The organism is Micromonospora sp. WMMB482 (assembly GCF_019038635.1).
Classification (GTDB): domain Bacteria; phylum Actinomycetota; class Actinomycetes; order Mycobacteriales; family Micromonosporaceae; genus Micromonospora; species Micromonospora marina.
In genome coordinates, this window is sequence record NZ_JAHOPD010000020.1 from 4,483,681 (window position 1) to 4,507,627 (window position 23,947).

At 72.7% G+C, this 23,947-nt stretch carries 22 protein-coding genes; 10 read left to right on the forward strand and 12 right to left on the reverse strand.

Going from position 1 to position 23,947, the window contains the following annotated elements; genetic code table 11:
- Positions 1-155: 155 nt before the first annotated feature.
- From KSK32_RS22285 to KSK32_RS22295, 3 genes are read right to left on the reverse strand one after another with little or no spacing between them, the layout of a single operon-like run.
- On the reverse strand, positions 156-908 hold the full coding sequence (locus KSK32_RS22285) for a succinate dehydrogenase/fumarate reductase iron-sulfur subunit (RefSeq protein ID WP_216932953.1): 753 nt from the start codon (positions 906-908) through the stop codon (positions 156-158).
- Positions 905-2,839 carry a fumarate reductase/succinate dehydrogenase flavoprotein subunit gene (locus KSK32_RS22290; RefSeq protein ID WP_216932954.1) on the reverse strand — a complete coding sequence of 645 codons (1,935 nt, stop codon included), beginning with the start codon at positions 2,837-2,839 and terminating at the stop codon, positions 905-907. The genes KSK32_RS22285 and KSK32_RS22290 overlap by 4 nt, the downstream gene beginning before the upstream one ends.
- 1 nt (position 2,840) lies before the next feature.
- Positions 2,841-3,524 (reverse strand): succinate dehydrogenase cytochrome b subunit, encoded by a 684-nt coding sequence (locus KSK32_RS22295; RefSeq protein ID WP_308163807.1) that lies wholly within the window; start codon positions 3,522-3,524, stop codon positions 2,841-2,843.
- 83 nt (positions 3,525-3,607) lie between these two features.
- Between KSK32_RS22295 and KSK32_RS22300 the strand changes: the two genes are divergently transcribed.
- Positions 3,608-4,540, forward strand: coding sequence for a LysR family transcriptional regulator (locus KSK32_RS22300; protein WP_216932956.1), 933 nt, complete (start codon positions 3,608-3,610; stop codon positions 4,538-4,540).
- Here the strand turns inward: KSK32_RS22300 and KSK32_RS22305 are convergent.
- Positions 4,537-5,115, reverse strand: coding sequence for a TetR/AcrR family transcriptional regulator (locus KSK32_RS22305; protein WP_216932957.1), 579 nt, complete (start codon positions 5,113-5,115; stop codon positions 4,537-4,539). The two genes, KSK32_RS22300 and KSK32_RS22305, sit on opposite strands and share 4 nt — an antisense overlap.
- Before the next feature lie 67 nt (positions 5,116-5,182).
- Between KSK32_RS22305 and KSK32_RS22310 the strand changes: the two genes are divergently transcribed.
- Positions 5,183-5,674, forward strand: coding sequence for an FBP domain-containing protein (locus tag KSK32_RS22310; protein ID WP_216932958.1), 492 nt, complete (start codon positions 5,183-5,185; stop codon positions 5,672-5,674).
- Positions 5,675-5,724: 50 nt separating this feature from the next.
- Here KSK32_RS22310 and hrpA read toward each other — a convergent pair whose 3' ends face one another.
- The gene (hrpA, locus tag KSK32_RS22315) at positions 5,725-9,720 is read right to left on the reverse strand and encodes an ATP-dependent RNA helicase HrpA (RefSeq protein WP_216932959.1); all 3,996 of its coding nucleotides are present in this window, start codon (positions 9,718-9,720) and stop codon (positions 5,725-5,727) included.
- A 146-nt stretch (positions 9,721-9,866) separates the two neighbouring features.
- On the opposite strand from hrpA, the gene KSK32_RS22320 reads away from it, so the two are divergent.
- Entirely contained in the window at positions 9,867-10,334 is a 468-nt protein-coding gene (locus tag KSK32_RS22320) for a cytidine deaminase (RefSeq protein WP_254187151.1), read from the forward strand.
- Between the two features lie 38 nt (positions 10,335-10,372).
- On the opposite strand, the gene KSK32_RS22325 is transcribed toward KSK32_RS22320, so the two are convergent.
- Complete coding sequence (locus tag KSK32_RS22325) at positions 10,373-10,732, reverse strand: YciI family protein (RefSeq protein WP_216932961.1); 360 nt, start codon at positions 10,730-10,732, stop codon at positions 10,373-10,375.
- Positions 10,733-10,835: 103 nt separating this feature from the next.
- On the opposite strand from KSK32_RS22325, the gene KSK32_RS22330 reads away from it, so the two are divergent.
- The 4 genes from KSK32_RS22330 to KSK32_RS22345 all read left to right on the forward strand — a co-directional run bounded on the left by KSK32_RS22330 (position 10,836) and on the right by KSK32_RS22345 (position 14,891).
- Entirely contained in the window at positions 10,836-11,882 is a 1,047-nt protein-coding gene (locus KSK32_RS22330) for an iron ABC transporter permease (protein ID WP_216932962.1), read from the forward strand.
- Between the two features lie 92 nt (positions 11,883-11,974).
- Positions 11,975-13,030, forward strand: a complete 1,056-nt coding sequence (locus tag KSK32_RS22335; protein WP_308163701.1) for an iron ABC transporter permease — start codon at positions 11,975-11,977, stop codon at positions 13,028-13,030.
- A complete protein-coding gene (locus KSK32_RS22340) occupies positions 13,027-13,914 on the forward strand; it encodes an ABC transporter ATP-binding protein (RefSeq protein WP_216932963.1) in 888 nt (295 codons plus the stop codon). The genes KSK32_RS22335 and KSK32_RS22340 overlap by 4 nt, the downstream gene beginning before the upstream one ends.
- Before the next feature lie 32 nt (positions 13,915-13,946).
- Positions 13,947-14,891 (forward strand): ABC transporter substrate-binding protein, encoded by a 945-nt coding sequence (locus KSK32_RS22345; protein ID WP_216932964.1) that lies wholly within the window; start codon positions 13,947-13,949, stop codon positions 14,889-14,891.
- 55 nt (positions 14,892-14,946) lie between these two features.
- On the opposite strand, the gene KSK32_RS22350 is transcribed toward KSK32_RS22345, so the two are convergent.
- Positions 14,947-15,120, reverse strand: coding sequence for a manganese transporter (locus KSK32_RS22350; RefSeq protein ID WP_254187152.1), 174 nt, complete (start codon positions 15,118-15,120; stop codon positions 14,947-14,949).
- Between the two features lie 208 nt (positions 15,121-15,328).
- Entirely contained in the window at positions 15,329-15,976 is a 648-nt protein-coding gene (locus KSK32_RS22355) for a hypothetical protein (protein ID WP_194800963.1), read from the reverse strand.
- Positions 15,977-16,161: 185 nt separating this feature from the next.
- Between KSK32_RS22355 and KSK32_RS22360 the strand changes: the two genes are divergently transcribed.
- Positions 16,162-17,805 (forward strand): peptidase, encoded by a 1,644-nt coding sequence (locus KSK32_RS22360; RefSeq protein WP_216932965.1) that lies wholly within the window; start codon positions 16,162-16,164, stop codon positions 17,803-17,805.
- 67 nt (positions 17,806-17,872) lie between these two features.
- Here KSK32_RS22360 and KSK32_RS22365 read toward each other — a convergent pair whose 3' ends face one another.
- Positions 17,873-20,377 carry an RNA helicase gene (locus KSK32_RS22365; RefSeq protein WP_216932966.1) on the reverse strand — a complete coding sequence of 835 codons (2,505 nt, stop codon included), beginning with the start codon at positions 20,375-20,377 and terminating at the stop codon, positions 17,873-17,875.
- Positions 20,378-20,424: 47 nt separating this feature from the next.
- Positions 20,425-21,051, reverse strand: coding sequence for a tRNA (guanosine(46)-N7)-methyltransferase TrmB (trmB, locus tag KSK32_RS22370; RefSeq protein WP_254188419.1), 627 nt, complete (start codon positions 21,049-21,051; stop codon positions 20,425-20,427).
- Positions 21,052-21,190: 139 nt separating this feature from the next.
- Between trmB and KSK32_RS22375 the strand changes: the two genes are divergently transcribed.
- Both KSK32_RS22375 and KSK32_RS22380 read left to right on the forward strand, forming a co-directional pair.
- On the forward strand, positions 21,191-21,772 hold the full coding sequence (locus KSK32_RS22375) for a hypothetical protein (protein WP_216932968.1): 582 nt from the start codon (positions 21,191-21,193) through the stop codon (positions 21,770-21,772).
- 175 nt (positions 21,773-21,947) lie between these two features.
- Complete coding sequence (locus tag KSK32_RS22380; protein WP_216936292.1) at positions 21,948-22,643, forward strand: class F sortase; 696 nt, start codon at positions 21,948-21,950, stop codon at positions 22,641-22,643.
- Between the two features lie 134 nt (positions 22,644-22,777).
- Here KSK32_RS22380 and KSK32_RS22385 read toward each other — a convergent pair whose 3' ends face one another.
- Complete coding sequence (locus KSK32_RS22385; protein WP_018784922.1) at positions 22,778-23,092, reverse strand: antibiotic biosynthesis monooxygenase; 315 nt, start codon at positions 23,090-23,092, stop codon at positions 22,778-22,780.
- A 25-nt stretch (positions 23,093-23,117) separates the two neighbouring features.
- Complete coding sequence (locus tag KSK32_RS22390) at positions 23,118-23,915, reverse strand: exodeoxyribonuclease III (protein WP_216932969.1); 798 nt, start codon at positions 23,913-23,915, stop codon at positions 23,118-23,120.
- Positions 23,916-23,947: the final 32 nt, after the last annotated feature.

The window sequence follows — 23,947 nt, forward strand, 5'->3', positions numbered from 1 at the left end:
CCCGTATGTCCCCTCTCCGGTGCCGTCCATCGGACTGCTACCCGCGAGAGGCGGGTTGAATCGGCGGCGGGCCGGCGGCCTGGTGCCCCGGACAAGCGCGACCGCCGCGCCCCGGATGCGGGACGCGGCGGTCGGGTGGGTCGTGCGGTGTCCGGTCAGGAGCCGGCGCGCTTGGCCGTCGCCTTCAGGTAGTCCCGGTTGAGGCGGCCGATGGTGTTCAGCGGGATGCCCTTCGGGCAGGCCGACGCGCACTCACCGACGTTGGTGCAGCCGCCGAAGCCGGCGTCGTCGTGCGCGTCCACCATGCCGATCACCCGGGTGTAGCGCTCCGGCTGGCCCTGCGGCAGCAGCGAGAGCTGGGTGATCTTCGCGGCGGTGAACAGCATGCCGGAGCCGTTCGGGCAGGCCGCCACGCAGGCGCCGCAGCCGATGCAGGCCGCCGACTCGAACGCCGCGTCCGCGTCGGCCTTCGGCACCGGCACCGAGTGCGCCTCCGGGGCGCTACCGGTCGGCGCGGTCACGTAGCCGCCGGCGGCGATGATCTGGTCGAAGGCGTTGCGGTTGACCACCAGGTCCTTGACGACCGGGAACGCGCGGGCCCGCCAGGGCTCGATGTCGATCGTGTCGCCGTCGGAGAACTGCCGCATGTGCAGCTGGCAGGCGGTGGTGCCGCGCTGCGGGCCGTGCGCCTCACCGTTGATCATGAGGCTGCACGCGCCGCAGATGCCCTCGCGGCAGTCGTGGTCGAACGCGACCGGCTCCTCGCCGTCGAGGATGAGCCGCTCGTTGAGCACGTCGAGCATCTCCAGGAAGGACATGTCCGGGGACACGTCCTGCACCGGGTAGGTCACCATCCGACCCTTGTCCTCGGGGCCGTGCTGGCGCCAGATGCGCAGGGTCAGGTTCACTTGTAGCTCCGCTGCGTGGGGTGGACGTATTCGAAGGTCAGGTCTTCCTTGTGCAGCACGGGCTCACCGGTGCCGGTGTACTCCCAGGCCGCCACGTAGGCGAACCGGTCGTCGTCGCGCTGCGCCTCGCCGTCCGGGGTCTGGTACTCGGCCCGGAAGTGCCCGCCGCACGACTCCTCGCGGTGCAGCGCGTCGATGCACATCAGCTCGGCCAGCTCGAAGAAGTCGGCCACCCGGCCGGCCTTCTCCAGCGACTGGTTGAGCCCCTCGCCGTCGCCCGGGACGCGCACCCGCTGCCAGAACTGCTCGCGCAGGGCGCGGATCTCGTCGATCGCCTTGCGCAGCCCGGCCTCGGAGCGCTCCATGCCGCAGTGCTCCCACATGATCTGGCCCAGTTCGCGGTGGAACGAGTCCACGGTGCGGTCGCCGTTGATCGCCAGCAGCCGCTTGATCCGGTCCTCGACGTCGGTCCGCGCCGCGACCGCCTCGGGGTGGCTGGCGTCGACCTGGTCCAGCGGGCCGGAGGCCAGGTAGTTGGCGAGCGTGTTCGGCAGCACGAAGTAGCCGTCGGCCAGGCCCTGCATCAGCGCCGAGGCGCCGAGCCGGTTCGCGCCGTGGTCGGAGAAGTTGGCCTCACCGATCACGAACAGGCCGGGGATGCTCGACTGGAGGTCGTAGTCGACCCAGAGGCCGCCCATCGTGTAGTGCACGGCGGGGTAGATCCGCATCGGCACCTCGTACGGGTCCTCGCCGGTGATCCGCTCGTACATCTCGAAGAGGTTGCCGTACTTGGCCTCGATGGCCTTGCGGCCGAGCCGGTTGATCGCGTCGGCGAAGTCCAGGTAGACGCCGAGGCCGGTCGGGCCGACGCCACGTCCCTCGTCGCAGACGTTCTTCGCGGCGCGGGAGGCGATGTCGCGGGGGACCAGGTTGCCGAAGGACGGGTAGATCCGCTCCAGGTAGTAGTCCCGCTCGTCCTCGGGGATGTCCCGCGGGCTGCGCTGGTCGCCCTTGGCCTTGGGCACCCACACCCGGCCGTCGTTGCGCAGCGACTCGCTCATCAGGGTCAGCTTCGACTGGTGGTCGCCGGAGACCGGGATGCAGGTCGGGTGGATCTGCGTGTAGCAGGGGTTGGCGAAGTACGCGCCCTTGCGGTGCGCCCGCCAGGAGGCGGTGACGTTGCAGCCCTTGGCGTTCGTGGAGAGGTAGAAGACGTTGCCGTAGCCGCCGGAGGCGAGCACGACCGCGTCGGCCATCTCGGTGCTGATCTCGCCGGTGACCATGTCGCGGACCACGATGCCGCGCGCGCGGCCGTCGACGAGGACCAGTTCGAGCATCTCGTGGCGGGCGTTCATCTCCACGTTGCCCAGGCCGATCTGCCGCTCCAGGGCCTGGTACGCGCCGAGCAGCAGCTGTTGGCCCGTCTGGCCCCGGGCGTAGAAGGTGCGCTGCACCTGGGCGCCGCCGAAGGAGCGGGTGTCCAGCAGGCCGCCGTACTCGCGGGCGAACGGCACGCCCTGGGCCACGCACTGGTCGATGATGTTGACCGACACCTCGGCCAGCCGGTGCACGTTCGACTCGCGGGAGCGGAAGTCGCCGCCCTTGACCGTGTCGTAGAACAGGCGGTGCACCGAGTCGCCGTCGTTGCGGTAGTTCTTGGCGGCGTTGATGCCGCCCTGCGCGGCGATCGAGTGGGCCCGGCGCGGGCTGTCCTGGTAGCAGTAGGACCTCACCCGGTAGCCCTGCTCGGCCAGCGTGGCGGCGGCGGAGCCGCCGGCCAGGCCGGTGCCGACCACGATCACCGTCATCTTGCGGCGGTTGGCCGGGTTGACCAGCTTCATCTCGAAGCGGTGGCGGTCCCACCGCGTCTCGATCGGGCCGTCCGGGGCCCGGGTGTCGGCGATCGGGTCGCCCTCGGTGTAGAGATCCATGTCAGGCCACCAATCCGGTGATCACGGCGAACGGGACCAGCAGGTAGCCGCCGACGAGTGCGACGGCGAAGACGAGCGCGGCGATCCGGGCCCGGCGCTCGCCCTTGGGCGTCTGCTGGCCGAGGCTGCGGAACGCGCTGAAGGCGCCGTGGCGCAGGTGGAAGCCGAGGGTCACCAGCGCGAGGGTGTAGAAGAGCGTGACGTACCAGCGCTCCGGCGCGAAGTCGGCGACCACGTTGCCGTACGGGTTGGCCGGGTCGCCCTGCGGGTTCAGGTGACCCGTGGTCAGGTCGAGGATGTGGTAGATCACGAAGAGCAGGATGATCACACCACCCCAGCGCATCGTGCGGGCCGCGTAGTTCACGTGGATCTTGCGGCGGTGCGCGTACGGCACCGGGCGGGCGGCCCGGGACCGCTTCGCCAGCACGACGGCCGCGCCGATGTGCCCGAGGACGGCCGCGGTGAGCACCGCGCGCTGGATCCACAGGAACCAGGTGGTCGGCAGCAGCGGCGTGCCGATGTCCCGCAGCCAGTGCGCGTAGTGGTCGAACGACGTCTCGCCCGTGAAGATCTTCAGGTTGCCGAGCATGTGCGCGATCAGGAACAGCACAAGAAGGATGCCCGTCACCGCCATGACGGCCTTGAGGCCGACGTTCGAGCGGATGGGCGACCGAGTTTTCGTGATTACCACAGGCTCGACGCTAAGAGCACTTCGATCAGGCGTCCAATGCATCGAAATCGCAGTGTTGATAGCCGTAGGCTATGTAGATGCAGCTCCATCAGCTTCGGTACTTCGTGGCGGTCGCCGAAGTACGACATTTCACCCAGGCAGCCGATCTTGTCGGCATCACCCAGCCCTCGTTGAGTAAGCAAATTCACGCTCTGGAGACCGACCTGGGGGCCCCGCTGTTCGAGCGGGTAAGGGGCAACATCACACTCACCGCGGCCGGTGAGGTGCTGCTGCCGCTGGCCAAGCGGATCCTCGCCGACGTGGAGACGGCCACCCGCGAGGTGCAGGAGCTGGTGGGGCTGCGCCGGGGCCGGGTCCGGCTCGGCGCCACGCCCAGCCTGGCCACCTCGCTCGCCCCGCCGGTGCTGCGCCGGTTCCGCGACGCGCACCCCACCGTCGACCTGCGCGTGGAGGAGGGCGGTTCACAGGACCTCGTCCGGGACCTGCTCCGCGGCGACCTCGACCTCGCCCTGATCATCATGCCGGCGGCCGGCGCCGACCCGGGGCTGCGCGCCGACCCGATCCTGCGGGAGAGCCTGGTGGTGGCCTCGGTCGACCCGCTGCCGGGCGCCTCGCCCACCGGGGAGCTGCGCATCACCGACCTGCGCGACCAGCCGCTGGTCATGTTCCGCGAGGGCTACGACCTGCGCGACGCCACCCTCCAGGCGTGCCGGGCGGCCGGGTTCGAGCCGACCCTGTCCGTCGACGGCGGGGAGATGGACGCGGTGCTCAGCTTCGTCGAGGCCGGGCTCGGCGTCGCGCTGGTGCCCGGCATCGTGGTGGCCCGGCGCGCCGGCATCCGGGTCACCCGGCTCGTCCCGCCCGGCGTCCGCCGGACCATCGCGGTGGCCCGCCGCCGCGACGTGGTGCCCACCCACGCCGGGCGCGAGCTGCGCCGCATCCTCCTGGAGTACGTCCACGACGCCACCGCCACCGGCCAGCTCCCGCCCGGCGTGGAACCGTTGGCCTAGGTGGCGCCGACCGCCGGCCAGTTGCGCAGCAGAGCGTCGACGGCGTCCAAGACCCGTTCCCAGCTCTCCGGCGGAGCGGGTGCGCTGTGGTCGAAGCCACCCCCCATCTCCAGGCCGACGAAACCCTGGAAGACGCTGCCGAGCAGGCGGACGGCGTGCGTCTGCTCCGGCTCGGGCAGGCGGTAGCCGCGCAGGATCGCCCGCATCATCTGGGAGTGCCGGACGCCGGCGCTGCCGGCTGCGGTCTGCGGGTCGAGCCGCAACTGGGCTGCGGCCCAGCGGCCCGGGTGGCGGTGGGCGTAGTCGCGGTAGACGTTCGCGAAGGCGGTCAGCGCCTCCTTGCCGGCCCGCCCGGCGAGCGCGTCGGCGGCCTCGTCGGCGAGTTCACCGAGCGCGAGCAGCGCGATCCCGACCCGCAGGTCGTGGGAGTTGCGAACGTGCGAGTAGAGGCTGGCGACCGTCACGCCGAACCTCCTGGCCAGCGCCGAGACGGTCACCTGGTCGAAGCCGACCTCGTCGGCCAGCTCCGCCCCGGCCTGGATCAGACGTCCTCGATTGAGTCCCGCGCGGGCCATGAGTCTCCTCTCACCAAGACTCATTATGGCTTTGCCTAATACCTTTAGGCAAATTACCCTCGGGTGTATGACACCGTTGACCGAACCCGAGATCCGTGCCGCCTTCGTGAACTGCACCAAGGGCGAGGCGAAGCGGCTGCACGTCCCGCGCGACCTCGGCGCCCGTCCCTGGGCCGACCTCGACTACCTCGGCTGGCGGGATCCCCAGGCGCCCGACCGTGCCTACCTGGTCGCCGCCCCGCAAGGCCGTCCGGTCGCCCTCGCCCTGCGCCGCCCGAGCCCCGGGCCCGGGCGGCAACGCCGCAACATGTGCTCGGTGTGCCTGACCAACCCGGCCGGCGGCGTCAGCCTGATGGTCGCGCGCAAGGCGGGCAAGGCTGGACAGCAGGGCAACTCCGTGGGCATCTACCTCTGCGACGATCTCGCCTGCTCGCTCTACCTACGGGGCCGCAGGGACGCCGGCCCGGGCGCCCGCCTGCCCGAGTCGATCACCCTCGAGGAGAAGATCGACCGCACCCTCTCCCACCTCACCGCCTTCATCACCCGCGTCACCACGTGACCCCTTCCCTCCGTCCCCAACACGGGGCGGGGGAGGGAGGGTGGGCAGGGTCAGCGGGCCTCGGCGTCGTCCATGGCTCGGTAGATGCGCTGCTCCGAGACCGGGTAGGGGGTGCCGAGAGCCTGGGCGAAGACGTTCACCCGTAGCTCCTCGATCATCCAGCGGATCTGCCGCGCGGCGGTCGAAGCGCGCCGGGCCGGCGGCAGCGCGGCGAGCATGTCCTGGTACTCCTTCTGCACCACGGCGATCCGATCCTGCTGTTGCTTGTCCCGCTGCGGGTTGCCGGGCAGGCGGTCCATCCGGCGCTCGATCGCGGTGAGGTAGCGCAGCAGGTCGGGCAGGCGCGCGTAGCCGGCCTCGGTGACGAAGCCGGCGTGCACCAGTCCGCCGAGCTGCTGGCGGATGTCGGCCAGCGCGGCCACCACGGCCAGGTTGCGCGTCGCCCCGAGCCGCTGCTCGACCGCGTACGCGGCGGCGAGCACCTGCCGGACCCGGTTCATCACTTCGACCACGGTGTCGACCAGATCGGCGCGGACCCGGTCGCGCAGCGCCGCGAACCCGTCGGCGTCCCAGGCCGGGCCGCCCGCGTCCGCCATGAGCTTGTCGATGGCGGCGCCGGTGGCGTCCTCGATCAACGCCGGCACGCCGCCGTGCGGATTGCGGGACAGCGCCAGCTTCGCCTCGTTGCTCAGCCGCCCCTGGAGGAACTTCGCCGGTGACGGCAGCGTCAGCCGCAGCAGCCGCCGGGTGCCGGCCCAGTGCGCGGCCTCCTGCTCGGCGGCGGAGTCGAACACCTTCACCCCAGCCGTCGCGCCCTCGTCCACCAGCGCCGGGTACGCGGTCACCGCGAATCCGGCGCGTACCTGCTCGATGGTGCGCGGCAGCGCGCCGATCGACCACCCGGTCAGCCCGGTACGGGCGACGTCCGGCGCGGCGGCGGCCACGACCTGGCGTACCTCCTGGCGCAGCTCGCGTTGCAGCGCCGGCAGGTCCTTGCCCTCGGCGACCGGCTTGTCGTCGTCGCCGAGCACCCGGAACGTGACCCGCAGGTGGGGCGGCAGCCGGCCCAGGTCCCACGCGTCGGCCGGAACCGTCACGCCGGTCATCCGGCGCAGCTGCCGGGTCAGCGCCGACAGCAGGGGCTCCTCGCCCGGCGTGATCGCGGCGAGCGCGGCGCGGGCGTAGTCGGGCACCGGCACGAAGTTGCGCCGTACCGGCTTGGGCAGCGACCGGATCAGCGCGATCACCAGCTCCTCGCGCAGCCCCGGCACCTGCCAGTCGAAGCTCTCCGCCGGCACCTGGTTGAGCAGCGGCAGCGGGATGTCCACAGTGACGCCGTCGGTGGGCGCGGCCGGGTCGAACGTGTACGTCAGCGGCAGCGTCACGCCGTCGGCCCGCCACTCGTCCGGGTAGTCCTCCTCGTCCACAGCGCCCCGGCCGTCGTTGACGAGCAGCTCGCGGGTGAAGGTGAGCAGGTCGGGCAGCTCCCGGCGGGTCTTCTTCCACCACGAGTCGAAGTGCCGGCCGGAGACCACGTCGGCGGGCACGCGCTGGTCGTAGAAGGCGAAGATGGTCTCGTCGTCGACCAGGATGTCGCGGCGCCGGGCCCGGTTCTCCAGCTCCTCGATCTCGGTCAGCAGCTTCTGGTTGTCCCGCCAGAACTGGTGGTGGGTCTGCCAGTCGCCCTCGACCAGGGCGTGCCTGATGAACAGCTCCCGGCTCAGACCTGCGTCGATCCGCCCGAAGTTCACCTTGCGGGAGGTGACGATCGGGATGCCGTACAGCGTGACCTTCTCGTAGGCCATCACCGCGGCCTGCTTCTTCTCCCAGTGCGGCTCGCTGTAGCTGCGCTTGACCAGGTGCTGGGCCAGCGGCTCGACCCACTCCGGCTCGACCCGTCCGGCCACCCGGCCCCACAGCCGGGACGTCTCCACCAGCTCGGCCGCCATCACCCAGCGCGGCGGCTTCTTGAACAGCGCCGACCCGGGGAAGATCCCGAACTTCGCGCCCCGCGCGCCGAGGTACTCGTGCTTCTGCGCGTCCTTCAGACCGAGGTGCGACAGCAGGCCGGGCAGCAGCGACTGGTGCACCTTCGGGGTGTCGATCTCCTCGGGCAGGTCCGCACCGGCGCCCCGCCGGCCCTCACCCTTGTCCGAGGTACGCAGCACCTGGCGCAACTGGCTGACGATGTCCTGCCACTCGCGTACCCGGAGGTAGTTGAGGTATTCGGCCTTGCACATCCGGCGGAAGGCGCTGGACGACAGCTCCCGCTGCTTCTCCCGCAGGTAGCGCCACAGGTTGAGGTACGCGACGAAGTCGGACTCCTTGTCGGCGAACCGGGCGTGCGCCTGGTCGGCCTGGGCCTGCTTGTCGGCCGGGCGTTCGCGCGGATCCTGGATGGACAGCGCGGCGGCGATCACCACCACCTCGGTGGCGCAGCCGTTGCGCTCGCCTTCGAGGACCATCCGGGCCAGCCGGGGGTCGACCGGGAGCTGGGCCAGCCGCCGCCCCAGCGCGGTCAGCCGCTTCGCCGGGTCGGTCTCGGCCGGGTCGAGCGCGCCCAGCTCGTGCAGCAGGTTGACCCCGTCGGTGACGTTGCGCCGGTCCGGCGGGTCGATGAACGGGAACGCCGCGACGTCGCCGAGCCCGATCGAGGTCATCTGGAGGATGACCGAGGCCAGGTTGGTGCGCAGGATCTCCGGGTCGGTGAACTCGGGACGGGAGGTGAAGTCGGCCTCGTCGTAGAGGCGGATGCAGATGCCGTCCGAGGTACGCCCGCAGCGGCCCTTGCGCTGGTTGGCGCTGGCCTGCGAGACCGGCTCGATCGGCAGCCGCTGCACCTTCAGCCGGCTGGAGTAGCGGGAGATCCGGGCGGTGCCCGGGTCCACCACGTACTTGATGCCGGGCACCGTCAACGACGTCTCCGCGACGTTGGTGGCCAGCACCACCCGGCGGTTGCTGTGCGCGGCGAAGACCCGGTGCTGCTCGGCGGTGGAGAGCCGGGCGTACAGCGGCAGGATCTCGGTGCCGAGCAGGGACCGCTTCTTCTGCACCAGCTTGCCCAGCGCGTCGGCGGTGTCGCGGATCTCCCGCTCCCCGCTGAGGAACACCAGGATGTCGCCCGGCCCCTCGGCGGCCAGTTCCTCGACCGCGTCGCCGATGGCCTGGATCTGGTCCCGGACGTTCTCCTCGTCGGCCTCGTCCTCCTCCTCGGCCTCGGTGACCTCGACCAGCGGCCGGTAGCGGACCTCCACCGGGTACGTGCGCCCGGACACCTCGACCACCGGCGCCGGGTTGCCCTCCGCGTCGGCGAAGTGCTTCGCGAACCGGTCGGTCTCGATGGTCGCCGAGGTGATGACCACCTTGAGGTCGGGCCGGCGGGGCAGGAGCTGCCTGAGGTAGCCGAGGATGAAGTCGATGTTGAGGCTGCGCTCGTGCGCTTCGTCGATGATCAGCGTGTCGTACTGCCGCAGCATCCGGTCGGTCTGCAACTCGGCCAGCAGGATGCCGTCGGTCATCAGCTTGACCAGGCTGTTGTCGCCCACCTGGTCGGTGAAGCGCACCTTGTAGCCGACCACGTCGCCCAGCTCCGTGCCGAGCTCGTCGGCGATCCGGTCGGCGACCGTGCGGGCGGCGAGCCGCCGGGGCTGGGTGTGGCCGATCAGGCCGGTGATGCCGCGCCCCAGCTCCAGGCAGATCTTGGGGAGCTGGGTGGTCTTGCCGGAGCCCGTCTCGCCGGCCACGATCACCACCTGGTGGTCGCGGATCGCGGCGGCGATGTCGTCCTTGCGCTCGCTGACCGGCAGCTGCGGCGGATAGGTGATCGCCGGCACGGCCGCCCGGCGGGACTCCAGCCGCGCCTCGGCCCGGGTCACCTCGGCCCCGATCTCGGCCAGCGCCGCCTCCCGCCGCTGCGGGTCGCGCAGCTTGCGCACGCCGTCGAGCCGCCGCTGGAGCCGCCGCTGGTCGCGGAACATCAGGGGGGCGAGGCGGCGGTGCAGGTCGCGGGCGGTCTCGGGGGCGGCGGGTACGGCTGGATTCTGCATGTCGTCGCCAAGGATAGGCAGCCGCGCGGCGGACCGCCCCCGGGTTACCGGCGCCGGGCGTGCCCTCCCTGGCCGGGCCGTCCCCGCCGGATAAAGTTGCCGCCGACGAGGCCGACGGACGAGGCCCACGAGGGGCGGGGATGATCATGCGGGACACCGACCGGGCGCTCGTGCAGGCCGCCACCGCCGTCGCGAAGCTGCGCTGCCGCAGCGACAACCACACCGTCGCCGCCGCCGTACGCAGCACCGACGGCCGGGTGTTCAGCGGGGTGAACGTCTACCACTTCACCGGCGGCCCGTGCGCCGAGGTGGTGGCCCTCGGGGCCGCCGCGACCCAGGGCGCCGGCGAGCTGGAGGCGATCGTCGCGGTGGGGGACCGGGGCCGGGGCGTCCTGCCGCCGTGCGGGCGCTGCCGTCAGGTGCTGCTCGACTACTTCCCGTCGATCAAGGTGATCGTCGGCCCGCCCGACGGGCTGCGCGCGATCCCGGTCGCCGACCTGCTTCCTGAGACGTACGTCTGGTCCGAACAGCAGGTCGAGGTGCCGGTGGCCACCCGCGCCGGCGTGTGGCCGACGCCGGTCGTGCCGGGCAGCAGGCAGGCCCCGGAGGACTGACCCGCCCGCCCCGGTCCGGGCGCGGCGAGCCGCGAGACTCAGTCGCCGGCCGCTGCCTCCAGCATCGAGCGGGGGACCGGCACCTGCTCGAAGCGGACCTGGCCCTCCGGCACCATCCAGCTGCTCACCTGCGCGACCAGCCGGCCCGCGCGGACCGCCGGGTCGTTCGCGTACAGCTCACGGGCCATCTGCGGGTCCACCGACAGCACCACGAAGCCGCGGATCCGGGCGTCGTCGCCGTCGAGGAACGGCCCGGCCGCGAGCACCGCGCCCTGCTCCACCAGCCCGGCCTGGTGTGCCAGGTGGGCGTCCTGGATCCGGTCGAGGGCGTCCTGCGGCAGGTCCGGCGCGTCGTCCGGGCGGACCAGGAGCACCACCGTGTGCCTGTCGAATCGCATGTCCTCAGGCTAGGGCGTGCCGGGCATCGACACCGGCGGGTTAGGTACGCCTTACCAGGTCAGCTAGGGTGAGGCGCACCTGATCGGAAGGCGAAGAACCCTCGTGACCACCGTCGCCGTCCGGCCCGCGCGGGCCGGGGCTCCCGTCCGCCGCGGCACCGTCCGCCGCGTCGCGGTCACCGTGGCGGCGGCGCTCCTGCTCCTGCTGGCACTGCTGGCCAGCCTGGCGCTCGGCAGCCGGCACCTCCCCGTCCACCAGGTCTGGGACGCACTGGTCTCCCCGGACGGCGGCGACGCCACCACTGTGGTCCGGGAGCTGCGGCTGCCGCGTACCGCGCTCGGGCTCGTCGTCGGCCTGGCGCTGGCGCTGGCCGGGGTGCTGTTCCAGGCGGTCACCCGCAACCCGCTGGCCGAGCCGCGCATCCTCGGCGTCAGCGCCGGGGCGTCGTTCGGCGTGGTGCTGGCCATCGCCGTGTTCGGGGTGGGCACGCTCGCCGGATACGTCTGGTTCGGCATCGCGGGCGCGCTGCTCGCCGGACTGCTCGTGTTCGCCGTCGCCAACCGCGCCCGCGCGGGCGCGAGCCCGGTCACTCTCGCGCTCGTCGGCGCGGCGCTCGACGCCGGTCTCGGCGCCGTCGTGTACGCGCTGCTCAGCATCGACGCCCGCACGTTCGAGGAGTACCGCTTCTGGGTGGTCGGCGGGCTGACCGGCCGCGACGTCGGCGTGGCCGGGCAGGTGCTGCCGTTCGTGGCGGCCGGGGTGCTGCTGGCCGCGCTCGCCGCCCGCGGTCTGGACGCGCTCGCCCTCGGCGACGACGTGGCCCGGGGGCTCGGGCACCGGGTCGCCCTGGTCCGGATCGCCGCCGGGGCCGGTGGTGTGCTGCTCACCGGCGCGGCGGTGGCCGCCGCCGGGCCGATCGCCTTCGTCGGGCTGGCGGTGCCGCACATGGCCCGGGCCATGGTGGGCGCGGACCAGCGGTGGACGCTGGTGGTCGCCGCGCTGCTCGGCCCGGCGTTGCTCCTCACGGCCGACGTGGCCGGCCGTCTGATCGCCCCGCCCGGCGAGATCCCCGCCGGCATCGTCACCGCCCTGCTCGGCGCCCCGCTCCTGGCCTTCCTGGTCCACCGAGCCAAGACGGTGACCACATGACCACCCCCACCCCCACCCCCACCCCCCGCTCCCGCGATCTTGCACTTGCTGCCCCGACGAAGGGGGCATTCCCGGCACCTCGAGGGCCCGAAGTGCAAGATCAACGAGGCGGGGCGAGGTGGCCGCGCGGGCGGGGGGTGCTGCGGGCCGGGGCGGTGGTGGTGCCGTTCCGGTGGCGGCCCCTTGTGGTGGCGCTTGTTCTGTTCGTGCTGCTCTGCCTCGCGGTGGTGGTCAGCCTGTCGCTGGGTACGCCGTACGTCGCCCCGGTGGACGTGGTGCGGTCGCTCTCCGGCGCGGGCACCCCGTACGACCTCGTGGTGCGTGACCTGCGACTGCCTCGCGCGGTCCTCGCGGCGGTGGCCGGGGCGGCCTTCGGCGTGGCCGGCACGCTGATCCAGAGCGTCGCCCGCAACCCCCTTGCCAGCCCCGACGTCATCGGTGTCACCCAGGGCGCCGGGCTGGCCGCGACGATCGCGCTGACCAGCGGCGCGGCGGCGGTGCTGGTGGCGCCGGCGGCGCTGCTCGGCGGCCTGGCCGCCGCGGTGGTGGTGTTCGCGCTCGGCGCCCGGCACGGCCTGGCCGCCCAGCGGTTCGTGCTGGCCGGTGTGGCGGTCGCGTTCGCGTTCCGGGCGCTGATCGAGGTGGTCATGCTCACCGCCGACCCGATCGACGGCCTGCGCGCCCAGGTCTGGCTGATCGGCACGCTCGCCGGCAAGGGGTGGAGCGAGGCGGCGTGGATCGCCGGCACGCTCGCCGTCCTGCTGCCGGTGCTGCTGTGGGCCGGGTGGGCGCTGCGCAGCAGCACGCTCGACGACGACACCGCGCGCGGGATCGGCCTGCGGCCGGTGGCCCGGCGGGTCGGCCTGGCCGGGACGGGTGTGCTGGCCGCCGCCATGGTCACCGCTCAGGTCGGCGCCGTCGACTTCGTCGCGCTGGTGGCCCCGCAGGTGGCCCGGCGGCTGGTCCGCGCCGAGCGTCCGCCACTGCTGTGCGCCGCGCTGCTGGGGGCGCTGCTGCTGGTCCTCGCCGACCTGGGCGCCCGCCGGCTGCTGGCGCCCACCCAACTGCCGGCCGGTGTGCTGACCGCGGCGATCGGCGGGCCGTACCTGATCTTCGTGCTGCTGCGCACCCGAGGGAGGCGGTCGTGACCGCGCTGCTGTCCACCCGCGACCTGGTCGTCGGCTACGAGGGCCGCACCGTGCTGGACGGACTCGACCTCGACCTGCCGGCCGACACGTTCACCGTGATCGTCGGCCCGAACGCCTGCGGCAAGTCGACGCTGCTGCGCACGATGGCCCGGCTGCTCACGCCCCGGCGCGGCGCGGTGCTGCTGGACGGCGCGGCGATCCGGGACCTGCCGACCCGGGACGTGGCCCGGCGGCTCGGCGTCCTGCCGCAGAGCCCGCTGGTGCCCGAGGGGATCACCGTGGCCGACCTGGTCGGGCGCGGCCGGCAGCCCTATCAGCGGTGGTGGCGGCAGTGGTCGGCCGAGGACGGGCGGGCGGTCGAGGAGGCCATGCGGCTGGCCGACGTCGGCGCACTCGCCGACCGCGCGGTGGACACGCTCTCCGGCGGGCAGCGCCAGCGGGTGTGGATCGCCATGACGCTGGCCCAGGACACCGACGCGCTGCTGCTGGACGAGCCGACCACGTTCCTCGACCTGGCCCACCAGGTGGAGGTGCTGGACCTGCTGCACCGGCTGCGCGCCGAACGGGGCCGGACCGTGGTGGCCGTGCTGCACGACCTCAACCAGGCGGCCCGGTACGCCGACCACCTGATCGCCATGCGCGACGGCGCGGTGGTGGCCGCCGGCAAGCCCCGCGAGATCCTCACCGCGGACCTGGTCCGCGCCGTGTTCGGGCTCGACTGCGTGGTCGTGCCCTGCCCGGTCAGCGGTGCCCCGCTCGTGGTGCCGGCCCTCACCCAGGCCGCGCCGGCCCAGGCCGCGCCGGCTGAGACCGCCCCCGCCCAGACCTCGGCCGTTCCGGCCGTCACGCCGGCCCCGGCCGGCGCCCCCGTCGGCGACGCCTGAGCGCGTCGACCCGCACCGCTGAAAGGAACCTGATGCGTCGTCTCGCCGTCGCACTCACCGCCGCCCTCGCTCTCGGCGTCGGCCTCACCGCCTGCGGGGAGAGCGACCCCGTCGCCGGCACCGGCACCGGGGAGACCCGGGAGATCACCCACGCCATGGGCACCTCGAAGGTGCCCGCCGAGCCGAAGCGCGTGGTCGTGCTCGACACCGACAAGATCGACACCGCGCTGTCGCTGGGCGTCACCCCGGTCGGCGCGGCGACCGCCGGTGAGGCGAAGAGCTGGCCCACCTACTTCGGCGCGGACAAGCTCGCCGGCATCACCGAGGTCGGCGTGCTCACCGAGCCGGACCTGGAGGCGATCAACGCGCTCAACCCGGACCTGATCCTGGGCAGCAAGTTCCGCCAGGAGAAGTTCTACGACGAGCTGTCCAAGATCGCCCCGACCGTGTTCACCGAGAAGGTGGGCATCACCTGGAAGGAGAACTTCCTCCTCGACGGCGCGGCACTGGGCAAGGAGCAGCAGGCCAAGGACCTGCTGGCCGGGTACGAGAAGCGGGCGGAGGACTTCGGCGCGAAGCTCGGCGACGCCCCGTCCCGCAAGGTCTCCATCGTGCGCTTCATGCCGACCGAGATCCGCCTGTACGGGCCGGACTCGTTCTCCGGCATCGTCGTCGGCGACACCGGCCTGGGCCGCCCCGAGCGGCAGATGCTCGCCGGCAAGGAGGACAAGCGGATGGACCGGGTCAGCCCGGAGCGCATCGCCGAGGCCGACGGCGACGTGGTGTTCGTGACCGCGTACGGCGAGAAGGCCGCCGCCGAGCAGGCGAAGGTCACCGGCGGCACGCTGTGGAAGGGCCTGTCCGCGGTCCAGGCCGGCAAGGCGCACGTGGTCTCCGACGAGATCTGGATGACCGGCATCGGCGTGGGCGCCGCCGGCAAGATCCTGGACGACCTGGAGAAGTACCTGGCCGCCTGAGCCCCGATCACCCGCGCCCGTCCAGCCGTACATGGCCGGACGGGCGCGCGTGTGTTCAGGCGGCCAGTTGCCAGAGCAGGAACGCGTTGAGCGCCACCACGAACGCCGTGATCGCCACCGCGGCGGCGGTGGTGGCCCGGCGGTTGACCAGGCTGCCCCTCAGGTCCCGGCGGCGCGTGAACATCACCACCGGGATCAGCGCGAACGGGATGCCGAAGCTCAGCACCACCTGGGACAGCGGGCGGCCAACCGGGTGGAGGCCGCCGCGCTCGCCGGGCGGGCCGGCCTGCTCGACGAGCGCCCCGACCGGTGAGGCATCGAACGGCCCGCGTCACGCTCCGGCCGCGCCCGGGACGGCGAACGGCCGCCCCGGGGAGCGGGACGGCCGTCGGCCGGGCGGCGGCCCGGATCGCCGGATGGCAGGTCGTGGCGGTCGGTCAGGCAGCGGTGGACCAGATGGCCCGGAACGCCGCTGCCTCACCGGCCAGCCACTGCTCGATCTGCTCGGGCTTGACGTCGGCGGGCATCCGGTGCGCCTCGCCGCGCCGCACGTCGACCAGGACCGGCTCGGCGTGCGGCAGCACCGCGTCCATGTGCCGGGCCATCAGGTGCAGCGTGGCGAGCGTCGCCTCCTCGCTCGGCGGCGCCTCGTCGAAGTGCAGCCGGATCGCTTCGGCCCGGCCGTCGGCGTACCGGACGCCGAACTGCGGGTTGATCTTCACGGGCAGGTCGCCCAGCATGGCCAGCGCGTCGCGGGTCTGGGCCAGGTCGACCCCCGCCGGCTCGCCGAGCGAGTGCAGCCAGCGGGTCGCGCCCGGCACGAGCGCCTCGTAGAGCGGTCGCCAGCGCGGCTTGACCAGATCCGCGACCTGTGCGAGGTGCGTGCCGCCGGTGTGGAACGCGACGTCGGCCTTGAGCGCCTTGACGAACTGGCCGTGCGGGTTGAAGCCGTGCCGGCTGGCTCGCTGCCGGCGCAGCCCGCCGACGAACGTGGCCTTGGTGGGCCCGGTGCGGTCGACGTACCGGGTGAATCCGAGGAGGGTGGCGTAGGGGGTGACAGGGGTCGCGGAGGTGGGCGCGGTCACGAGCATCCTCCCAGGTCAGAAGCTCGATTAGTACATACATTCTAATCGACGGATCTGACATCGCCCAGGGTGCGAAAGGGGCATAGCCGACCCGTTCGCAGTCGGCCCACCGACCGGACGGGACACCGCGCGCGCGATCCGTCCCCTAGAGTGCGGTTCTTCCACGCCTCTCTTTCGGAGTATCGATGCGATCCCTCACGGCCCGATGGCCCCGCCTCGCCGTCGGCGCGGCGCTGCTGGCCACGACCGCGCTCTTCGCCCCGTCGGCCCCGGCGCACGCCGCCGACGAGCTGCCCGACCTGTCCGTCTCCTTCTCCACCGACCCCGTCGCGGAGATCGACAACAGCGGCACCACGGTCGGGATGTACGTCTCCAACTACGGCCAGGCCGACGCGACGGCGGTGACCGTCACGCTCGACCTGGGCAAGCTGTCGTCCGACGTGGTCGCCTCGGTGCCGGACTGGAACGACTCCTGCAAGCTGGCAGCCCAGAAGGTCACCTGCACCGTGGGTGGCCTGGCGCCCGGCCAGACCGAGCACACCTACCCGTTGTCGCTGGCCAGCCGCACCGGTGCGGCCCCCGGCGACGCCGGTTCGGTGGGCGTGACCATCGCCGGCGCGCAGGACGACGCCAACCCCGGCGACAACACCGTCAGCTTCCCGGTCACGATCGTCGCCTCGGGGCCCGACCTGGTCGCCGCCGCCGCGGACCTGAACGACAAGTCCAAGCCGGTCGGCGAGGGCGACCGGGTTCCGCTCTACAGCGGGGTGCTGAACGAGGGCGACAGCCCGGCGACCGACTTCACCGTCCGGGTGGACCTGCCCACCGGCGCCACCTTCGTCGAGCGGTACAGCGACTGCACCTATGTCGGCTACTACCCGAAGAACGTCGGCCTGCCCTACGTCTACGGGCCGGGCCAGGTCACCTGCCCCGTGCCGCTGACGCTCAAGCCCGGTGAGGGGCTGCTGCTGTTCGACGACGAGACGGGCGAGTCGCTGTTCAACATCACGTTCGGCCGCAACCTGCCGGGCCCGGACGAGAACTACGCCTCGTTCAGCACTGCCCTGGCCGGCGAGGCCGAGACGGCCAAGAAGGCCGCGGCCACCAAGGGCAACGGCCCGTCGTTCGCCGCCGCCGCCGAGAAGCTGCACGCCAAGGCGGTACGGGCGGGCCTGGCTCGCAAGTCCGTCGTGGAGCGCGAGCTCGACGAGTCGGACAACTACGCCGACTTCCGATACTGGAGCAAGAAGAACACCCTCGACGTCGCCGTCACCGTCCCGCCGGTGAAGGGCGCGGTCGGCCAGACCGTCGACCTCACCTACGAGGTCGTCAACAACGGCCCGTCCGACGGGGGTGGCCCCGGAGTCGTCATCACCGCGCCGAGCGGCACCGTCCTGCTGCCCAGCGAGTGGTGCTACACCGACGGCCAGCCGGGCAACACGTTGCCCGAGTCGGCGAAGCTGCGGTGCAACTTCGAGAGCGAGTTCCCGAGCGTCGCCTCCGGCTACGGCCGGATCACGCCCACCGTCAAGTTGAAGATCAAGTCGACGCCGGGTACTGACGGCACGATCGTGGTCGACGGCGCCACGTCCTCGACCGAGTCGAAGCCGGAGAACAACACCGCTCGTATCGTCGTCGCCGTCGGCAACGGCGGCCCGGGCACCGGTGGTTCCGGAGACGGCAACGGTGGCACCGGCGGCGGCCTGCCGATCACCGGCGCGCCGGCGGCCACGCTCGCCGGGGTCGGCGCCGCCGTGCTCGCGGCCGGCGCGGTCCTGTTCGTCCTGTTCCGTCGTCGTCGCGTGGCGTTCCAGGCACCGCGCGACTGATCCGGCACGGTCGCGGGGGCGGAACCGGACCGGTTCCGCCCCCGCGGCGTACGTCAGCCGGACACCGCTACAACTGACCCACGTCGGTCACCCGGACCACCGCCGCGCCGGTCTCGTCCGAGGCGGCGAGGTCGATCTCGGCGCTGATGCCCCAGTCGTGGTCGCCGTCCGGGTCGTCCAGGATCTGCCGTACGGTCCACGTCTCGCGGCCCTGCTCGATCATCAGCAGCGCCGGCCCGCGCGCGTCCGGTCCCACGCCGATCGCGTCGTACGCCTCGAAGTACGGCTTGAGCGCGTCGGCCCAGGCGTCGGCGTTCCAGCCGTCGCCCGCGTCCAGCTCGCCGAGCAGATCCCAGCGGCGCAGCGCGGCCAGCTCGACGCGGCGGAACATGGCGTTGCGCACCAGCACCCGGAACGCCCGCGCGTTGCGGGTCACCGCCGGCGGCCGGTCGTCCAGCGAGGCGGCCACCTCGGCCACGTCCGACGGGTTGCGCAGCCGCTCCCACTCGTCGATCAGGCTGGAGTCGACCTGGCGGACCAGTTCGCCCAGCCACTCGATGAGGTCGACCAGTTCCTCGGTCTTGGCGTCCTCGGGGACGGTTTGCCGCAGCGTCTTGTACGCGTCGGCGAGGTACCGCAGCACCAGCCCCTCGGACCGGGACAGCCCGTAGAACTGCACGTACTCGGGGAACGTCATGGCCCGCTCGTACATGTCGCGGACCACGGACTTGGGGGAGAGCTGGTGGTCGGCGACCCAGGGGTGGCCCTGCCGGTACATCTCGTACGCGGACTCCAGCAGCTCGGCCAGGGGCTTGGGCCAGGTCACCTCGTCGAGCAGTTCGAGGCGCGCCTCGTACTCGATGCCCTCGGCCTTCATCGCGGCGACCGCCTCGCCGCGGGCTTTGAACTGCTGCGCGGAGAGGATCTGCCGCGGGTCGTCCAGGATCGCCTCGATCACGCTGAGCACGTCCAGCGCGTACGAGGGGGACTCCCGGTCGAGCAGTTCGACGGTGGCCAGCGCGAGCGGCGACAGCGGCTGGTTGAGCGCGAAGTCGAGCTGGAGGTCGACGGTGAGCCGTACCCGCCGGCCGGTCTCGTCCGGCTCGGGCAGCTCCTCGACCACCCCACCGGCGCGCAGCGCCCGGTAGATCGCGATGGCCCGGCGGATGTGCCGGCGCTGGGCGGCCGGGTCCTCGTGGTTGTCGGTGAGCAGGTGCCGCATCGAGGCGAACGCGTCGCCGGGGCGGCCGATCACGTTGAGCAGCATCGAGTGGCTGACCTGGAAGCTGGAGGTGAGCGGCTCCGGCTCGGCCTCGACCAGGCGCTGGAACGTCGGCTCGCCCCAGCCGATCGAGCCCTCCGGCGGCTTCTTCTTCACCACCTTGCGGCGCTTCTTCGGATCGTCACCGGCCTTGGCGAGCGCCTTGAAGTTCTCGATCACGTGCTCGGGGGCCTGCACCACGACCCGGCCCAGCGTGTCGAACCCGGCCCGCCCGGCCCGGCCGGCGATCTGGTGGAACTCGCGGGCCTTGAGCAGCCGTGTCCGCACCCCGTCGTACTTCGAGAGGCCGGTGAACAGCACCGTACGGATCGGCACGTTGATGCCGACGCCGAGCGTGTCCGTACCGCAGATGACCTTGAGCAGGCCGGCCTGGGCGAGCGTCTCGACCAGGCGGCGGTACTTCGGGAGCATGCCGGCGTGGTGCACGCCGATGCCGTGCCGGACCAGCCGGGACAGCGTCTTGCCGAAGCCGGAGGTGAACCGGAAGTTGCCGATCGCCTGCGCGATCATGTCCTTCTCGGCGCGGGTGCAGACGTTCACGCTCATCAGCGCCTGCGCCCGTTCCAGCGCGGCGGCCTGGGTGAAGTGCACGACGTACACCGGGGCCTGCTTGGTCTCCAGCAGCTCCTCCAGGGTCTCGTGCAGCGGCGTGGTCGCGTACGAGAAGAGGAGCGGGACCGGCCGCTCGGCCGAGCGGACGACGGCGGTCGGCCGCCCGGTGCGCCGGGTCAGGTCGTCGACGAAGCGGGTGGTGTCGCCGAGCGTGGCGGACATCAGCACGAACTGGGCCTGCGGCAGCTCGATCAGCGGGACCTGCCACGCCCAGCCCCGGTCCGGTTCGGCGTAGAAGTGGAACTCGTCCATGATCACCTGGCCGACGTCGGCGCGGCGGCCCTCGCGCAGCGCCAGGTTGGCCAGGATCTCCGCGGTGCAGCAGATGATCGGCGCGTCCGCGTTGACGCTCGCGTCGCCGGTGAGCATGCCGATGTTCTCGGCGCCGAAGACCTCGCAGAGCGCGAAGAACTTCTCCGAGACCAGCGCCTTGATCGGCGCGGTGTAGAAGGTCGTCCGGTCGTCGGCCAGCGCCGCGAAGTGCGCCGCGATCGCCACCAGGCTCTTGCCCGAGCCGGTGGGCGTATTCATGATCACGTTCGCGCCGGAGACGATCTCGATGACCGCCTCCTCCTGATGGGGATAGAGGTCGAGGCCGCGCTCGGACGCCCAGGAGGCGAACGCGTCGTAGAGGGTGTCGGGATCGGCGGTCTTCGGCAGCGCGGCGGTGAGAGTCATGGCGGCTCCCATCGTGCCTGGATCACACCATGCCGCGCCAACCGGGTTCAGCGCCGCCGGTGGATCAGGTCGAAGACCTCCCGGCCCGCGGTCAGCGCGCGCCGCTCGAACTTGGTCACCGGCCGGTGCGCCGGACGGGGCGCGTAGCCGCCGTACACGTCGGCCAGCTCCGGATCGGCGGTGAGCGTCTGGCGCATCGACTCGGCGTACTCGGCCCAGTCCGTCGCGCAGTGCAGCGTGCCGCCGGGCGCCAGCCGGGACCGCAGCAGCGCCACGTGCGCCGGCGCGATGATCCGCCGCTTGTGGTGGCGGGTCTTCGGCCACGGGTCCGGGAAGTAGACGTGCACCGCGTCCAGGCAGCCCTCCGGCATGGCCCGGACCAGGTCCAGCGCGTCCCCCTCGGCCACCCGCACGTTGTCCAGACCGTGGCGTTCCACCAGGTCGAGCAGGTTGGCGATTCCCGGCGTGTGGACCTCGACCGCCAGATAGTGTCGGTCCCGGTCGGCCGCCGCCATGGCGGCGGTGGCGTCGCCCATGCCGGAGCCGATCTCCAGCACCAGCGGCGCCCGTCGTCCGAACAGCGCCGTCGGATCGCACGGCCCGTCGAGGGCGGCGATCTCGAGGCCGTACGCGGGCCAGAGCCGGGTGAGCGCGTCGCGCTGCCGCTCGCTCATCCGTCCGCGACGCGGATGGAAGGTGCGGATGCGGCCGGCGGCGATGTCGGGGAGGGTCACAGCGACCCGAGCCTAGCCCGCATCGGATGTGATGTGCGGCCGGGGGTGAGAGGATTCATCCCGTACGCCGGGAGGGGTCATGGGGTCGTTCAGGGTACGTGAGGCGCTGCTGGTCGCGGTCGCCGCGTGCGCCGCCCCGCTGGTCGGTGCGGTGGCCGCCCAGGCCGCGCCGCGCGCCGCCGAACCGGTGCCGGAACAGCCCCCGGCCGACGTGATCTTCGTGGAGGTCACCCCGGGCACCGTCTCGCCCGGTTATCTCGTCGGCATCCGGGCGAGCTGCCGGAACAACACCGTACCGGCGATCGTGACCTCGGACGCGTTCGGCAAGATCCAGGTGCAGCCGCAGCGCGGCCTGCTCACCGCCTCGCCGATGGTGCACGAGCGCACCCGGCCCGGCAACTACCGGGTCAAGCTGGAGTGCCCCGGTGGGGAGACCGCCTCGACCATGCTCCAGGTGGTGAAGCACGGCCAGCCGACCCGGCAGCCGACCCACCAGCCCAGTCATCTGCCCAGCCGCGGCCCGGCGACCGGCTTCGGCGGCACCGCCGGCCCCGGGCTCGGTGGCCTGCTGGTGCCCGTCGGGCTGGCCGTGACGGTGGTCGGCGCCGGGCTCGGCGTGGCCGCGTCCCGCCGGCACGCCCGCGGCGCCGCCGGAGGCTGAGGCCGCCATGGCCGAGCACTTCGTCCCGCCGCCCGCCGGAGCACGGCGCTCCGGCCGGCTGTTCCTCGCCCTGCCTCCGCCCGCCGCGCCGCCCACTGACGCCACCCGGCCGTCCCGGGCCGGCTCGCCCGCCGCGTCGCGACCGTGGTACCCGCCCTCGGCCGATGCGCCGGCCCTGCGCCCGGGGCCCGCCGGGCCGCCACCGGCCGGGCCGCCACCGGCGTCGCCGGGTGGACGGGGCCGGGGCCGCAGCTCCTGGTCGAAGCCGCTGGCAGTGGTGCTGGTGCTGGTCGGCGTGTTCGCCACCGGGGCCGGGCTCGGCCGCACGGCCGGGCCGTTCGACTTCGCCGACGCGTCGACCGCGTCGAGCGGGTCGGGTGCGGCGGCCCCCGCGGGTGCTGCCGCGCCGGTCCGGAAGCCGGCGAGCCGGCCGGTACGCCTGGCGGTGCCCGCCATCAAGGTCAACGCGCCGGTCACCCCGGTCGGGCAGGCGAAGGACGGCTCGGTGGACGTACCGCCGCTGACCGAGGACGACCAGACCGGCTGGTACGACAGGGGAGCGGTGCCCGGCGACCCGGGCCGGGCGATCATCGTGGGCCACGTCGACACCAAGAGCGGCCCGGCCGTCTTCTACCGGCTGCGTTCGCTCAAGCCGGGCGCCCGGATCCAGGTGACCCGCGCCGACCGCAGCGTGGTGACCTTCACGGTGGACAGCGTCGAGTACTTCGACAAGGCGAACCTGCCCGCCGCCCGGGTCTACGGCGACTCGGGTCCGGCCGAGCTGCGCCTGATCACGTGCGGCGGCGAGTGGGTCGGCGGCCGCACCGGCTACCAGGACAACGTGATCGTCTTCGCGTCCCTCACCCGCTGACCGCCCCGCCCCAGCCCTTCACCCGCCGGCCGACCAACCGCGTCGATCATGGAGTTGGCGGCGACAAAACGGACGCGGAGCGCCGTCAACTTCATGATCGACGGGGTCGGCGCGGCGGAGAAGGGGAAAGAGGGTCAGGGCTTGGCGGGGACCTGCTGGACCACCTCGAACTCCAGCAGGGTGGCGCCGGTGGCGACGGGCTTGCGGGGTTCGCCGCCCTCGGCGTGCGCGGCCCGGGACGGGCCCTGCGCCCACGCCTGGTACGCCTCCTCGCTCTCCCAGCGCGTGTACACGAAGTAGCGGGTGTCTCCGGCGACCGGGCGCAGCAGCTCGAAGCCGAGGAAACCGGGGGAGTTCTCCACCGCGCCGGCCCGGGCCGCGAACCGCTTCTCCAGCTCCTCGCCGGCGCCGGACGGGACGTCGATCGCGTTGATCTTCACGACAGCCATGCGTCCACCCTAACGAGCGCCGCCCTCAGAACGTCTCGACGGCCGGTGCCAGGTCCGCGTCGACCACGATCGGGGCGTGATCGGACGGCCCCTTGCCCTTGCGGGCCTCCCGGTCCACGTACGCGGAACGGACCGCGCGGGCGAACGACGCGCTGGCGTACACCAGGTCGATCCGCATGCCCTTGTTCTGGTGGAACATCCCGGCCCGGTAGTCCCAGTAGGTGAACGGGTGCGGCCCCTTCATCGGGGTGGGCACCACGTCCTCCAGCCCCAGGTCACGCAACGCGGCCAGGGCGGCCCGCTCGGCCGGTGTGACGTGGGTGGAGGTGACGAACAGCGCGGGATCCCAGACGTCCGCGTCGGTGGGCGCCACGTTGAAGTCACCGCAGACGGCCACCGGCAGCGCGCCGCCCACCTCCGATTCGAGCGCGTCGCGCAGCGCCGCGAACCAGGCCAGCTTGTACACGTAGTGCGGGTCGTCCGGCGCGCGGCCGTTCGGCACGTACACCGACCAGACCCGCAGCCCGTCGCAGGTGGCCGAGATGGCGCGGGCCTCGGGCTCGGGGAACCCTGGCTCGCCCGGGAAACCGACCGCCACGTCGGCCAGCCCGACCCGGGACAGCACGGCGACGCCGTTCCACCGCCCGTCGCTGTGACTGGCCACCTCGTAGCCCAGCTCGCCCACCTCGGCGACCGGGAACGCCCCGTCGGGGCACTTGGTCTCCTGCAGGCACACGACGTCGGGCTTCGTGGTGGCCAGCCAGTCGAGCAGCCGGGGCAGGCGGGCCTTCACCGAGTTGACGTTCCAGGTCGCCAGGCGCATGCCCCCAGCCTGCCGCATCCCCGCCCGCCCCG

What these genes read in the sequence shown, in the direction of transcription:
- KSK32_RS22290 (WP_216932954.1), bottom strand. Translation starts at nt 2,839, where the DNA reads ATGGATCTCTACACCGAGGGCGACCCGATCGCCGACACCCGGGCCCCG.
- KSK32_RS22300 (WP_216932956.1), top strand. Translation starts at nt 3,608, where the DNA reads ATGCAGCTCCATCAGCTTCGGTACTTCGTGGCGGTCGCCGAAGTACGA.
- KSK32_RS22305 (WP_216932957.1), bottom strand. Translation starts at nt 5,115, where the DNA reads ATGGCCCGCGCGGGACTCAATCGAGGACGTCTGATCCAGGCCGGGGCG.
- KSK32_RS22310 (WP_216932958.1), top strand. Translation starts at nt 5,183, where the DNA reads ATGACACCGTTGACCGAACCCGAGATCCGTGCCGCCTTCGTGAACTGC.
- hrpA (WP_216932959.1), bottom strand. Translation starts at nt 9,720, where the DNA reads ATGCAGAATCCAGCCGTACCCGCCGCCCCCGAGACCGCCCGCGACCTG.
- KSK32_RS22320 (WP_254187151.1), top strand. Translation starts at nt 9,867, where the DNA reads ATGCGGGACACCGACCGGGCGCTCGTGCAGGCCGCCACCGCCGTCGCG.
- KSK32_RS22325 (WP_216932961.1), bottom strand. Translation starts at nt 10,732, where the DNA reads ATGCGATTCGACAGGCACACGGTGGTGCTCCTGGTCCGCCCGGACGAC.
- KSK32_RS22345 (WP_216932964.1), top strand. Translation starts at nt 13,947, where the DNA reads ATGCGTCGTCTCGCCGTCGCACTCACCGCCGCCCTCGCTCTCGGCGTC.
- KSK32_RS22360 (WP_216932965.1), top strand. Translation starts at nt 16,162, where the DNA reads ATGCGATCCCTCACGGCCCGATGGCCCCGCCTCGCCGTCGGCGCGGCG.
- KSK32_RS22365 (WP_216932966.1), bottom strand. Translation starts at nt 20,377, where the DNA reads ATGACTCTCACCGCCGCGCTGCCGAAGACCGCCGATCCCGACACCCTC.
- trmB (WP_254188419.1), bottom strand. Translation starts at nt 21,051, where the DNA reads ATGAGCGAGCGGCAGCGCGACGCGCTCACCCGGCTCTGGCCCGCGTAC.
- KSK32_RS22375 (WP_216932968.1), top strand. Translation starts at nt 21,191, where the DNA reads ATGGGGTCGTTCAGGGTACGTGAGGCGCTGCTGGTCGCGGTCGCCGCG.
- KSK32_RS22385 (WP_018784922.1), bottom strand. Translation starts at nt 23,092, where the DNA reads ATGGCTGTCGTGAAGATCAACGCGATCGACGTCCCGTCCGGCGCCGGC.
- KSK32_RS22390 (WP_216932969.1), bottom strand. Translation starts at nt 23,915, where the DNA reads ATGCGCCTGGCGACCTGGAACGTCAACTCGGTGAAGGCCCGCCTGCCC.